This is a genomic window from Leptospira soteropolitanensis (assembly GCF_026151655.1).
Classification (GTDB): domain Bacteria; phylum Spirochaetota; class Leptospiria; order Leptospirales; family Leptospiraceae; genus Leptospira_A; species Leptospira_A soteropolitanensis.
The window spans coordinates 300,980-314,060 of record NZ_JAMQPN010000001.1; the positions used below are offsets into that span (position 1 = coordinate 300,980).

16 protein-coding genes and 1 other RNA gene are annotated in these 13,081 nt (G+C 35.6%); 7 read left to right on the forward strand and 10 right to left on the reverse strand.

Going from position 1 to position 13,081, the window contains the following annotated elements; all coding sequences use genetic code 11:
* Positions 1-174: 174 nt before the first annotated feature.
* From ND811_RS01440 to ND811_RS01455, 4 genes are read right to left on the reverse strand one after another with little or no spacing between them, the layout of a single operon-like run.
* Positions 175-795 carry an LA_2478/LA_2722/LA_4182 family protein gene (locus ND811_RS01440; protein ID WP_265350702.1) on the reverse strand — a complete coding sequence of 207 codons (621 nt, stop codon included), beginning with the start codon at positions 793-795 and terminating at the stop codon, positions 175-177.
* Positions 796-819: 24 nt separating this feature from the next.
* Positions 820-1,557, reverse strand: coding sequence for an OmpA/MotB family protein (locus ND811_RS01445; RefSeq protein WP_265350701.1), 738 nt, complete (start codon positions 1,555-1,557; stop codon positions 820-822).
* Complete coding sequence (locus tag ND811_RS01450) at positions 1,554-2,207, reverse strand: FFLEELY motif protein (protein WP_265350700.1); 654 nt, start codon at positions 2,205-2,207, stop codon at positions 1,554-1,556. The genes ND811_RS01445 and ND811_RS01450 overlap by 4 nt, the downstream gene beginning before the upstream one ends.
* Before the next feature lie 6 nt (positions 2,208-2,213).
* Positions 2,214-3,356: an LIC13341 family surface-exposed protein gene (locus ND811_RS01455; RefSeq protein WP_265350699.1), complete on the reverse strand. Its 1,143-nt coding sequence runs from the start codon at positions 3,354-3,356 to the stop codon at positions 2,214-2,216.
* 97 nt (positions 3,357-3,453) lie between these two features.
* On the opposite strand from ND811_RS01455, the gene ssrA reads away from it, so the two are divergent.
* Positions 3,454-3,803: a transfer-messenger RNA gene (gene ssrA / locus ND811_RS01460) on the forward strand.
* Between the two features lie 374 nt (positions 3,804-4,177).
* On the opposite strand, the gene ND811_RS01465 is transcribed toward ssrA, so the two are convergent.
* On the reverse strand, positions 4,178-4,822 hold the full coding sequence (locus ND811_RS01465; RefSeq protein WP_265350698.1) for an NrsF family protein: 645 nt from the start codon (positions 4,820-4,822) through the stop codon (positions 4,178-4,180).
* Positions 4,819-5,376 (reverse strand): sigma-70 family RNA polymerase sigma factor, encoded by a 558-nt coding sequence (locus tag ND811_RS01470; RefSeq protein ID WP_265350697.1) that lies wholly within the window; start codon positions 5,374-5,376, stop codon positions 4,819-4,821. Before ND811_RS01470 ends, ND811_RS01465 begins: the two co-directional genes overlap by 4 nt.
* Before the next feature lie 125 nt (positions 5,377-5,501).
* On the opposite strand from ND811_RS01470, the gene bufA2 reads away from it, so the two are divergent.
* The 3 genes from bufA2 to ND811_RS01485 are packed head-to-tail and all read left to right on the forward strand — an operon-like array spanning position 5,502 to position 7,352.
* The gene (gene bufA2 / locus ND811_RS01475) at positions 5,502-5,756 is read left to right on the forward strand and encodes a BufA2 family periplasmic bufferin-type metallophore (RefSeq protein WP_265350696.1); all 255 of its coding nucleotides are present in this window, start codon (positions 5,502-5,504) and stop codon (positions 5,754-5,756) included.
* Positions 5,757-5,761: 5 nt separating this feature from the next.
* Positions 5,762-6,622: an MNIO family bufferin maturase gene (gene bufB / locus ND811_RS01480; protein WP_265350695.1), complete on the forward strand. Its 861-nt coding sequence runs from the start codon at positions 5,762-5,764 to the stop codon at positions 6,620-6,622.
* On the forward strand, positions 6,588-7,352 hold the full coding sequence (locus tag ND811_RS01485; RefSeq protein WP_265350694.1) for an HvfC/BufC family peptide modification chaperone: 765 nt from the start codon (positions 6,588-6,590) through the stop codon (positions 7,350-7,352). Before bufB ends, ND811_RS01485 begins: the two co-directional genes overlap by 35 nt.
* Positions 7,353-7,434: 82 nt before the next feature.
* Here the strand turns inward: ND811_RS01485 and ND811_RS01490 are convergent, their stop codons facing one another.
* Both ND811_RS01490 and ND811_RS01495 read right to left on the reverse strand, forming a co-directional pair.
* Complete coding sequence (locus tag ND811_RS01490) at positions 7,435-8,103, reverse strand: DUF1554 domain-containing protein (RefSeq protein ID WP_265350693.1); 669 nt, start codon at positions 8,101-8,103, stop codon at positions 7,435-7,437.
* A gap of 147 nt (positions 8,104-8,250) precedes the next feature.
* Positions 8,251-8,727 carry a GyrI-like domain-containing protein gene (locus ND811_RS01495; RefSeq protein ID WP_265350692.1) on the reverse strand — a complete coding sequence of 159 codons (477 nt, stop codon included), beginning with the start codon at positions 8,725-8,727 and terminating at the stop codon, positions 8,251-8,253.
* Positions 8,728-9,105: 378 nt separating this feature from the next.
* Here ND811_RS01495 and ND811_RS01500 point away from each other — a divergent pair, with 378 nt between their 5' ends.
* Both ND811_RS01500 and ND811_RS01505 read left to right on the forward strand, forming a co-directional pair.
* Positions 9,106-9,657 carry a dihydrofolate reductase family protein gene (locus ND811_RS01500; protein WP_265350691.1) on the forward strand — a complete coding sequence of 184 codons (552 nt, stop codon included), beginning with the start codon at positions 9,106-9,108 and terminating at the stop codon, positions 9,655-9,657.
* 47 nt (positions 9,658-9,704) lie between these two features.
* Entirely contained in the window at positions 9,705-10,205 is a 501-nt protein-coding gene (locus ND811_RS01505) for a DUF1579 domain-containing protein (protein ID WP_265350690.1), read from the forward strand.
* A gap of 30 nt (positions 10,206-10,235) precedes the next feature.
* On the opposite strand, the gene ND811_RS01510 is transcribed toward ND811_RS01505, so the two are convergent.
* Entirely contained in the window at positions 10,236-10,814 is a 579-nt protein-coding gene (locus ND811_RS01510) for an LURP-one-related family protein (RefSeq protein WP_265350689.1), read from the reverse strand.
* Between the two features lie 91 nt (positions 10,815-10,905).
* On the reverse strand, positions 10,906-12,222 hold the full coding sequence (locus ND811_RS19565; RefSeq protein ID WP_322113430.1) for an AAA family ATPase: 1,317 nt from the start codon (positions 12,220-12,222) through the stop codon (positions 10,906-10,908).
* Positions 12,223-12,467: 245 nt separating this feature from the next.
* On the opposite strand from ND811_RS19565, the gene ND811_RS01525 reads away from it, so the two are divergent.
* Positions 12,468-13,064, forward strand: coding sequence for a TetR/AcrR family transcriptional regulator (locus ND811_RS01525; protein WP_265350688.1), 597 nt, complete (start codon positions 12,468-12,470; stop codon positions 13,062-13,064).
* Positions 13,065-13,081: the final 17 nt, after the last annotated feature.

Sequence of the window (13,081 nt, forward strand, 5' to 3'; positions counted from 1 at the left end):
AAAGTGTCAGACAAAAACAACTAGAAGAACTAGGTGCTATTGTTCAAAATTCTCCCAAAGTTATAGATAAGAATATTATCTCTAGTCGCGGATGGCCTATGCTGTTAATAAATCTTTTCAGAGATGAAAAAAAAGCATTATACTTCCCGAATACTGAGCTAAATTTAAAATTATCTAATCTCCGCTCTGGATCTTCTGAAACACTTCGCAAGATGAAACTGTTTCAATCTTTCCTTCTTGTAAATCCTTACAACTGAATTGCAAAATTTGTTTGTGACAATCCTTATACGCAGTTTGAATCGCTAATGGATCTGCTCCCATTAGTTTGTAAGCGTTACTTTCCCGAAATCGTTTTTGGCATTGAGTTTCATCTAATCTTCCTTCAGTAAACTTTTTAAGATTCTCTGGAATCGATTTCCATTCTTTATCTGCACATTCTCTATATTTTGCACAAATCTCCGCTGTCAGACCTAAAGATTCATTTTGCCATTCTACATTCACAATCCCTTTGTCTTTTTTACAAGAAACTGCAACCATCAAAACAAAGATAGACAAGAAGGGTAACATTGCGTTTTTCAAATTTGATTTAGGAAGGTATTTTACCGGTCGGTTTTTAATCCCAATTCGTTTATCATCCGTGATTACCTGGGATTTAAACGCATTTCGTATAGCTACAACAATGACCTGGGAGGTTTTATCTGCATTTCGTATATTTCCTTCCCCATAACTCCGCTTGTTATTTGTATGACGTTTAACTCTGCTCGAATTTATAAAAAATATATTTAGTAAGTTCATAAGTTCTTTTGGTTTTCTCCTTGATTATTTTCCAGTTTCAGATGTTTCTTTTTTCCGTATCAAAATTTCGATTCTCTCTTCTTTTGCTTTTTTTTCTGGAGTATCAGAGTCTTTTGATTTTTGGAACATGGCATAACCCTGAACAGAAACCTGTTCTTTAGGAATTCCATATTCATTTACCAATTTTTCTGCAAGTAGAGACGCTCTGTGAGAATGATAGTCCCATGAGTTTTGGAATTTAGATTTGTCAATTTGTGATTCATAAGGAATTTGCACGCGAACCACAATATCTATGTCCATACCTTTCGATAAGATTGCTAATTGTTCAAATGCAAACTTAAGATCAGGATCTGATTTTAATATGTCATCCGAAGCCAAATCAGAACCAGCAAAAGTTAATTTGAGTTCTTCTGTTTCCGCAAGTCCTAATTTTAATTTAGCTTTTTCACGTAGAGTCTTTAATGCAAATCCAATTCGTTCCCAAAGCCGAAACACTTGTGACTTCGGTTCCATTGTATCATCTTCTAAAATTCCCGATCCGCCATCCAAAAGGGCTCCCACAGAACTAACATTTAATCCAAATCCTCGTTTGATATCTTTTGCTACTTCTGTTAATCGATTGGCATCAACCTTACTTATTGCATATAATATGATAAAAAGCCCTAGTAACAACGTAATCATATCGGCATAAGTTAAGAGCCAACGATCATGGGCTTCTATATGTTCTTCTTCTTTGGATACAAATCTAGAACGTCGTCTCATATTTCCTCTTTGAGTGTTGGAAATGCTTTATGTAAAAAATCCCATTCTTTTTCCTGAACTTTGGCATAAAACTCATTAAATAGATCTTGGCGTACTGGCAATGTAGCATAGTATCCTTGTTCTACTTTTTTAAACAATGGATAAACTCCAAGTAATCTTGCCATCATTGCCGCCGGTTTGATAATATAAGCACTAACTGGTTTATGTGCCAACTCATAGAATTTTTTGAGGTTAAATAGTACAATTTCTAATTGTTTTTTCCGTGTTTCCTTTCTATCTAGTTCGCAAAACAAAGCAAAATACTGCTCTTGGGAAATTTCTTTTCCCAATTCCCAACCTTTCGAAAGCAGGAGTTCTGCCATTTGAATGTCCAGTTCGTCAGTGATTGAATTTAATTCAATGAGTCGTTCTACACTTTCCTTAGTTCCTTCTTTCATCATGTTTTTTACTTTTTCATAAGTGGAGAACGCTAAGGATTCCCATTCCTCTTTGCCATCTAAGTTATAAACAGTTTCAAAAAAAAATTTAGCCATCTCTATAGTTTCACTACGATGAAAAAAATCATAATAGAAGAGATGAAATCGATCTACTTGAACACGAACAATTTCCCTTCTAGCAAGTGAGACTTCTTTCGTTAGTTGGTGTTTCATTTTTTGTTAGTTTGCAGGTGCTTCCAAAAGATAAGAAGGGAATCCTTGTTGGTCACGTTCGAAAGGCGCAATAGAGAACTGATTAGGAATCGAAACAATTTCATGATAAAATTTATATGTAGAACGAAATAAAATTTTTGGTGTTACAGACTCTTTTGGTGTGTAATAGAATTTTATACCATAACGAAAGTTATTTGCCCATCCTTCTTTTGTAACCTCTAGTAATGAATATTCGGCAGGTATTTTTTTGTTTTGAACAATATTAAAAACAATATCCCCCTTTTTATATAGCCGAACCCCTTGGGTTTCACCAGCCAATCGAACATTGCTAGCTTCAGGGAAAGATAAAGATAAGTATGTTAAACTAACATAGTTTCCACGATTCTTTAGTTGTAAAGTTACAAGCGATTCTTTCCCAAACTCAAATTTTGGCGTCACTTCTAAAGATACAAAAGATGGAACCGGTTGCATGGGAAGGTTTGGAATCATCTCCCAACCATTAAAAACAAATTCCTGAGAATAATTCGGATTTGTTGGAAAGATTCGAAAGGATTTGTCTTTGTTATTGTATTCAAAATCTACACGTTTACTTCTTTTTAATTCTTCGTGTTCTTTGAGTTGAAATCCGTCCCAAATTTTTTTTCCTTTTCGGTACCCCATTGGGACGGAAAACAAACCTAACGGTGGTTCTTCGGCCAAAACTTCCACAAAAACTGAATTAAAACTATCACCTGGGAGCTCAGCAATTACAATCCTTCGAATACAATCCCCTGCAAAGGTGACTTTCTCTTTTCCCTGTACTGTGCCTGAAACCCAAGAATTAAGTTTTGCATCATAAAACATCGGGCCTAAGTTCTGTAAAAAGAATTCCAATTTCCAAAGAAATGCCCAACTCGATCCATCCTTTCGAAAAGCGGCAAGGACCTCACTTGTTCCTGATTGGAACAAAACTAAAGTTTCCATTTCGGGAGTTTCATCCAAATTGATCTGTTTCTGGCCTAAAACGCGAACTGGCTTATCTTGATCAGCCCCATAGACGGCTTGTCGAATTTCGGAATCAGAAGGAACTTCCTTTTGTGAACAGGATATGAAAGAAAAGGATGCAAAAAGTAAAGTGACTGAAATTCGAAATAAAATGGATAATTTCATATGAATTCTTTCATTCCAGCACAGTAAAACTCCAATTCAACCTTTTTTGCTTTTCCTTTCTCAGTCCTGTGTTTTACTCGTCTAAGTATTAAGAATTGGGGACGACATTGGTTTCGACTGTTGTTGGCTTGGATTCAGTGGCACGTAGGGGTGAGGGACCTCTTAAAAACCTTCAAAACAATAACTGCAAATAACGAATTTGCTCTAGCAGCTTAATTTTAAGCTCTACGGTTTCACTGGCTGTTTCCTTAGGTGGCCAAGAAACCGACACCTCTCTAAGGACCTTTCGGATTTGTCGCCCGCTTCGAACCGGATTGAACTTTAAGTAGGATAGGAATGAGTCCCCCGTTTGTAGGGTAAGTCTTTCCGAAATTTATTTGCAAACTAAACGTGTAGAAGCTGCATTTGAGGATGATAGGACCCGGGTTCGACTCCCGGCGTCTCCAAGATTTCATACCTCTAAAATTCAATTTATTCTCATTTAACAAATAATTTACGACGGGAGTCGAACGACCGCGAGAGTCAGAAACAGTAGCGACCCATAAGGAGCGTGAAGCTGTTTCTGTCGAAGGCAGGATGCCTGAGACCTCGAGCGGGACGGGCTGGAACGTGTTCGACCTGGATGGGAGAACCGTGGAAGCCGACTCCCGGCGTCTCCAAAGTTTCGGCACTCGCTTCTCGCGTTCGCCTTGCCTACGACACATTCCTCTCTGTCACGCTTTTCGCGTAACTTCACATTGTGATGCTAAAGAATATGAAAAGTTGATAAATTCTCAGAATCATTATCTTTCATCAATAGGTGTCATATTTTTTTAAGAATTTTAATCTTTAATTTGAATCAGTTTAAAGCCCAAAAATGAAATAAGACTATAAAATGGAATTAGAGCTAAATTATGCCAAGCAAGGATATGAGTGGAAGTTTCGTTAGGACATAAAAATGAAATTCCAATTTGAGCAAATGCAAAAGGTAAAACATAAACTGATAATTGATATAAAACAGAAGGTTCGACAAATCCATTTTTTAAATAAAAATTTAATAGAACCAGAGGAATCATTGTGATCAGAAGAATCAATTCAACACAAGTCAAACCGTGGTTTTTCAACTCTTCAGAAAGAGACGAAAATAAGCCCCTGTCTGTAGTTGAAACGGAAAAAACTAAAAAACAGAACCAAATAACAAGAATTATATTGTGAATTAGATAGTCATATCTTGACTGTTGACCCGGAATGTTTCTTTTAAATAAAACAATGCCACAAGAAAGAAAAACTGCGATTAAAGCAAGATTGGATTCCCAAACTTGCGGAATATGATATTGCCCTCGAATGATAATCGAAAAAAACAAAATCACAAACATACTTAATAATGAAATTAAAGTCCAAACCAGAAACCGATGCCCTGGACTTTTTAGAGGTGATATTTTTTTGTTATCTTGTGTAAGGATATCAATTAATTCTTCAGTTTTCATAAATTGCCTCCTGGACGAAGTCGAATGATTTTATAAATTCTATGTGCTGCCGTTTTCACTGCGGACCGGGACATGGACAAAATTTTCGCAGTTTCAGCAATAGACATTTTCTCCAATTTAAGCAACCGAAATATCAATCGCTGTTTTTCTGAAAGATGAGCCAAAATTTCGTCAATACGTTCTTTCGAGTCATCTTCTAAAGTTATTTTTTGTTTCTCTGGCAAATACTCATTGGACAAGATGAATTCTCTTTTTTTCTTACGTTCCTTTTTTCGAATATAATCAATGATCTTATAATTTGCAATTGTAGACAACCACGGTAAAAAAGATTTTTCAGGTAGAAAAGTATGTTTAGAGAGATGGACCGCTATTAAGATTTCCTGAAGCACATCTTCTCTGTCATCTGAATCAAAAATTTTTACTGCTAATCGTGGTCTAAGAATTACACAAATTTCTTCCAACAATTTCTGATAAGATAATGAATCTCCCTCTTGGGCAGAACGCATCAAACCGGATAATTCATCCGATGATATCCTATTCGTGGATTGTTTCAACACTCCTCAACTATCGAATGTTCTCTTCATAAATCAATTTAATTATAAATAACATTTTTTTTTCGCAGATGTAACTTTTCCAACTTTCAGACGAAAGAAAATACAAATCAAATGAGGAGTTTATTATGAATTACAAATCAGGGATACTTTTAGGTGCCGCAATCGCTGGACTTACTTTCACATCTTGTATGAGTGCAAAAACCCAAATGGCGGAAAAAGCAGAGGGTGAATGTCACGGTATCAATGCTTGCAAAGGTCACGGAGATTGCGGAGGCAAAGGACATACTTGTGCAGGCAAAAATTCATGCAAAGGACAAGGATGGAAAGGAACGTCTGAAAAAGAATGTGCCGAAAAAGGCGGAAAATTCGTTAAGACGTAAAATAATTGGATAATCATAAGTCTTTATTCGGTATTGGTCTCAGGCGAGAGCATTATCCTTACCTAATAGAGAAACCAAATACAGACATAGATTGGTTTGAAGTAATCAGTGAAAATTATATGAACACTGAAGGACGACCTATGTCTGTATTAGAATCCATTCGTATAGATTATCCCATCGCATGCCACAGTGTTGGTATGTCGTTGGGAAGTTCCAAAAAGATCGATTCAAATTACCTATTTAATTTAAAACGACTAATCAAAAGAGTAGATCCATTTCTCGTATCGGATCATTTGGCATGGAATGATTGGAACGGAACCAGATTACATGAGTTAATTCCAATTCCTTTCCACGAAGAATCCTTAGAAATCATCGCAAATAATATTGATTATGTTCAAAATGAACTGCAAAGGAAAATTGCAATCGAAAATATCTCAGCATACTTTAGTTATACATCCTCCACAATGAACGAAGCGGAATTCTTAAAATCACTAACTGAAAAGACAGGGTGCTTAATTCTTTTGGACATAAATAATATTTATGTAAATGCAAAAAACTTTCAATTCGACCCATTAGATTTCATCAAAACAATCCCTAAAAACAGCATAGCTCAAATTCATTTAGCTGGGTTTACTGATATGGGTAATTTTCTATTTGATACTCACGCAGAGCCAGTGCATCCAGAAGTTTGGAATCTATTAGAGAAATCTTTGGACTTCCTTCCAAAAAATATCCCAATGATGATTGAATGGGATGAGAATGTTCCTGAGTTTCATACATTACAGGAAGAATTGAACAAATTACGAATGATCACCAAAAGTGGGAACAAAAATGAAACTAAACGAACTACAGAGTTTGTACTCTGAAAGCATATTGTACAATGTAGATTTTCCGTTTCAAAATCAAATCACCCCATGTGGTAATTTGTCTATCTCAGAGGTAACATCTGTTTATAAACAGGCTTATTTATTCCGTATGAAAGAAGTTATGTATGATAATTTCGGTTCATTATTATTCGTATTAGGCGATCAGACATTCGACATTACTATAGAAAATTATATCAATAAAAATCATCATATATCTTATGATTTATCTGACTACGGTAAAACATTTCCCAACTTTCTGGTAGAATCATTTCCTGAATTGCCTTTTCTAAAAGATTTAGCTGAATTTGAATTAGAATTTACTGACAGTTTTCATAAAAAAGAACACAAAAGTTTTGATTTTACGAATCTCCAAAATCACATTGAATTGGAAAATACAGTTTTCGAATTCGGAGAAACAGTAAAACTAATTCATAATCAATTTTCAGTTTATTCAATATGGAAAAACAGATATTCTAAACTCCAACCAGATCTTAACAAAACCCAAAACCAGGAATATTTACTCCTATATAAACAAAATTCGAATATTTATGTGCTGTCACTCGATGCTGTTGAATTTTATTTTATCGACTTACTGCATAAAGGCAATTCTATCGGAATTTCTCTGGAAAAAACTAATACTCATTTCCATTTGAATCCAGAGATCATATCCACCGTTTTCGGAAGAATATCTGCCTCGGGAATCGTAAAAAATATTTTTAAAAAACCTTGAAATACAAGTTAGTTGGTCATTATGATTCTGGTTAAAAAAATTCTAGAAGGAATATGGCTTAAATCCTCTGGAATTAAATTGTCTACTGTTCCACACAAAAAATTATGGAAGCACTACTGCAATTCCCTATGGAGGGGTTGGGCAAGCTAACACTATTCGCGGCAACGCCTGCGTTTGATGTGCCAGTTCCATCCGACCAACGATTGCAATGATTCGTCACGCTGGTCCAACCTGTACTGAAACCTGTTAAGATTGGCGTTGTTATCGTCGGACTTTCCGCATGTTGCAAATGTGCAGTGAAAATCCCTGCGCTATTTGTTATAGCGAAATTCCCACCATCCACTGCTCTATAGTAAGAAGTGTTAGGTTTTAAAATCCAATTTTTATTTTCGGAAGCCCCTCCCGTTAAACAATCGCTTGAAATACATGCAATACGGTTCACATCGTCCGCTAGAAAGGCTTTAAAAACGGCTCTTGCAGGACTAGTTGGTTTTTTAGGATCGTTCATACAAATGGCATCTGCACCAGAGATTCCACCACGTGCCCCTGTATAGGTTGTACTTGTGGAAAAAAATCGACAATTCTTGCAAACCGGAACGGCAGTTTCTCGGCAGTCAGAAATTTTACCAGTAAGACAAAGGAGAAACTGATTTTCCCAAAAAGATTCGGTTCCAAATTCGCTTTGGTTGTCTAGTTTTGGATGCGTGCAATGCAGAAATACAAAAAGGCTAAACGAAATCCAGAATCGCATTTCCGAATTTTAGAAGAATTTCATTCTAGATCAACCAAGAAATTGTATTATTATCAAAATCCCGTTCATTTGATTGAATCACAAAGCGGGCCAATGTTAACCCAACCATCTAACGATGACAGGCTTTTTAAACAGCCTCTTTTTAAGTCACTTCATTACCGGTATATAAATCATCTCTTCCGAACTAGGGTCATTGTTTTTGTATTTGTCTCCCATCAATTCAAAATGCGGCCGGTTGTCCAACTTATATCCTGATTTTGGTAGCCATTCTTGAAATATCGATTGGTAAAAGGGACCAGCCTGACTTGGTAAACCTTGATACAAAAATCGAACATAAAGACCTGATGGAATTTTTATGATTTCCAATTCATCGAATAAAGTCGCCGCTTTACTTACCTCGATGCCTGCCCATTTCTTAAACCGGTTAGATGGATTAAAATTTTGAAAATAATCAGAAGGATAAATCGTCATTGAAATTAAATGATTGTCCAATCGATTTGAAATAGAATTTAATTTTGGCATAAATTTTTGCCACAAGCCTGGCGTTTGATTCTCCAAAAGAGACATTTCTAATTTCATTCCAACAATCGTTTTTTGATCAACTTGTATTATTTCTGAATTCATACACATAACATAAAATGATAATTATATCTGGCTACAACTTAATTATAAACCACTGTAGGTAAAAAGTTTTCTTGCTTCTAGAAGTCGTTACTGTTTTTGAAATTGAATCGGACTTAAACCCGTTGCGAGAATTTTGTTAAATTGGGCGTTCCCAATTCAATTCAAAAAAGAATGATTTCTAACTGAAAAGGGCCAGGCTCCTCCGGGGTCCGCTAACGCTCCCGTCACCTGCCATCTAACGATGTCAGGTGACCAAGCCCTCCATATCCTTAACGCAAAACAAACTATATTTAAAAAATAAATCTCTTGATGAAAATAAAGAATCTGTTCTCTCAATAAGATACGTTTGGTATTTCTTTTTGGATAGGAGACAGTCTCATGAGAAAACTAATTATGTGGAATGTGATCACATTGGACGGTTACTTCGAAGGGGAAAAAAACTGGGACTTAAGTTTTCATGGACTAATTTGGGGAAAAGAACTCGAAGAGTTTAGTCTAACCCAACTTCGCTCTGCCGACATGCTTGTATTTGGTGCCAAAACTTACCAAGGTATGGCTGATTATTGGACCAGCGCTCCCGAAGACGAGGGAGAAGTTGCCAAATTTATGAACGAACTCCCAAAACTAGCCTGTTCCACCACTCTAATGAATGCCGACTGGAAAAATACCACCATCACCAAAGATGCTGTTGGCGAAGTTTCTAAATTAAAAAAAGAAGGAAGCGGGGATATGTTTGTCTTTGGAAGTGGGATCCTCTCTGGTTCATTCATGAAGGCAGGTTTATTTGATGAATATCGTATCTGCATTGCACCTATTTTTTTAGGAAAAGGAAGACATCTTTTCCTAGATGGAATTCCAAACCAAGAATTAAAACTCATCGAAACAAAACCACTCTCAACTGGTGGTGTCATTCTTACTTATATACCATAAACTTACAAATTCATTTAACGAACAAGGAACCAAAAGGAAATATTACAATGACAACAAACAAATTAGAGACATCTTTACAAGAAGGTGCACATAAACAATTACAACAACTCGTTGGCCACTGGAAAGGGAATACAAAGACCTGGTTTGAAAAAGATGTTTTAGCAGATGAATCGGCTTCGGAAGTCACCATCACTAGTTTGTTCGGCGGTCGGTTTATTTCTCTGGATTACCACAGCAGCCTAGAAGGTAAACCCTTCGAAGGTAAGATGATCATTGGATTTGATATTCCTTACCAAAGATACACAAGCTCTTGGATTGATAGTTTTCATATGGGAACACAAATCATGTTATCGAGTGGAGATGTAAAAGGAAACGGTTTCTTTATGACTGGATCTTATGGGAACCCTGAATATGGGGAAACCCTCTGGGGTTGGCGAACTGAGATTCAATTCCTCAGTGATAAGGAATTTTCCCTAACAGCTTTTAATATCTCACCAGACGGCGAAGAAGCAAAAGCAACTGAAACATTTTATAAGAGAGTAGGATGAGGAGTGTATTTTGAATCTCTAATCCAAAAACTATTCTTGTCTACCTTCAATGATTTGTAACAAAATCACAATCGCAATGCCCATTCTTCGATCTAGAATTTTTGCTGTATCAGCTGAAAAATCTATATTGAATTGAGGAACAAAAGGATTAAAAGTTTGTTTTAAAACTCCCACCTGATTCTTGTTTACAGTAATGAAAAAGGTTTGTGGAATTAAATTAGTTAAAAACCTACGAAGCATTGCTTTCAACATACTATCTTCATCAATAGAACCTATCACTTGGTCCCTTGGATCTAAAATTTCCCAAGAATCTTTTAGTATTGATTTGAAACCTTTTCTACGAAGGGATCCAATACGTTCGTTCGAGGAAACATCCACAACATCGTAAATCGCTGAAAAATCGATAACACTGCGTGCTTTTATTTTTAAGAGTTCTTTTGTTTTTGTTTCATCTGCATAAACCGTAATGTCTTCTTTTAATTTAAAAGCTTTCTGTTTTACAAAAAAAAGAAGGTTGTTTTTATTTTCATTATAGATACGAATTTCACCACCAAAGAGTTTCAAAAAACTTTTTTTTGCAAAATATTTGTTAAATGTGAACTGTTGCATAGTAATTGATTTTATCAAATTCTTGGCAAACTCAAGTTAAAAACATCCCAATGAAAAGTATCTCAGCGTAAAAAAATCCATCATATTTGGTTTAAATACCAAAAATTTGACTTAAAACCTCTTCATATTCTTTGAATACTTTTGACTGTTTATTCTTTAATGTGTATGGTGCAGGTCCAGTTTCATCAATATGCAAAAAAAGTGATGTAGAAATCTCGTGATGGTGTTTAATTTCGATAGCCTCATCAAATAGTTTTGCAAACCACTTGTCTTTTGTTAGTTTACGTATTTCATCCCGTCTTACGCTATCAAAATGTTTTTTGCTCGTCGGATCTGTATATGCATTATTAAAAAGAATTGGTAAAACTTCCGGTCCATTGCCTTTTCTATCCAACCAAACTTCTGGAATAAATTTTTCTAATACTTGCACTGCATTATGAATTGCCTGTGCAGCTTGGTAATTTACTGGAATTAATACAGTATCGGAAACTGATACTCCAATTTTACTAAAGAAACTCCAATTCGTTGGACAATCGATCAGTATGTAATCAAAATTTCCTTTTTCACCAAAGGCATCGAGAAGTTTACGAAATTTCTTCACCATTGTTTGTGTGATTGCTTTTGTAGCATGAGCAGCACTATCAAATCGTTCGTCTCCCTTGATGATGTGAAGATTTTTCCTGATTCTAATGGTATTGATACTTCCCTTAATTTCTTTCCCTAACAAAATGTCAAAGACACTTGTCGGTGTGTCTGTTTTTTTAACTTCAAGTTTAAAGGAATCTGTTAGGTCTCTCTGTTGTGGATCTAAATCAATGAGTAAAACATTTTTGCCTTTTTCAGAAAGTACACCGGCAAAGTTACCAGTAGTAACTGTTTTACCGACTCCACCCTTATTGTTATAAATCGCAACGATGAGAGGCCTCTTTTTATCTTCATAACTTGTAGGTCTTTTTAAAAGTTTTTTGAGAAGTGAAATGATTTTGTCTGTTCCCTCTTCCAAATTTAGAATTTCAGTCAGTGGAAAAATTACTTTATTTTTACGGTGAAAGACTTGTGCATTTTTACCATTGATCAGTAAACCAAACTGCACTTTTTGTAAATCATCAGTATTCATATAGTCAAATAACTGAAACTTCGCATCTATGTATGTTTTGGCAGAAGGATCAGATAAATTGACTGCATTGGATTTTACTTCAATGGCTAAGTATGGATTTTGATCCACATAACAAACAAAATCCGCCTCCCCTGATTTTTTTAAAGTTACTTTGTCTTTAAAATCTTCTCTTTGATAACCTAAATGTTTGATTAATGGGAGAACTAATCTAGTTTCTACTTCTGATTCACGTCCATTTTGTTTTAAAAAACGAATAATGGAAGGAAACTCAGTTTCTTTTTTTGCTGCCATTGTATCTCCGGTAACATATCTCTATCTATCTGCTAAGAAAATAATTGGATTCTTTAGAAGATCAAATTTTACTGATCTTCCTTATTATCGAAACCTTCAGTTCAATAAAAACAAAAAAATTAATTCCACTTGCCATTCGCAGGGACAGAATGTCGTCGCAACCATCGAATGAATAAAGTCAATTTATGGCGCCCAAATCAGAAAAAGTACTTTACTTAATTTAACGAACGATCGTACTTTAATTTATGGGCAAAGGCGAGGACACAAAATCAATGATTTTGGACAAAGCAGTCCAGATGGCAAGCATCCAAGGATTGGAAGGGCTTACCATTGGTTCTCTTGCCGATGAATTGGGAATGTCCAAAAGTGGGCTCTTTGGTAAATTTGCTTCCAAAGAAAATCTCCAAATTGAAGTTCTACGGGTGGGAAGCGAACTCTTTCGCAGAAATGTTGTATATCCTGCACTAAAAACCAAACCAGGGTTAAGTAGATTAAAAACTGCATTCCAAATGTGGTTATCTTGGGCCAATACAGATAGCCTACCCGGAGGGTGTTTGTTTTTGTCTTCCAGTTCCGAATTTGACGACAGGCCCGGTGTGGTAAGAGATCATTTGAAAAAAACACAACTTAGTTGGCAAAAGACATTAAAACAATTTGTTCAAGGTGCTAAAGACACCTTAGAGTTAGATGCGAATACAAATGTAGACAAAATGGTGCAAGAGATTTGGGGATTGATCTTAGGTTTCCATTTTTATAACCGACTCTTGGAAGATAAAAACTCTGAAAAAAGAACCAAACAAAGCTTTAACGATTTAATCAAAAGACACCAAAACAATATTTGAAAAGGAATTAAGTCAGG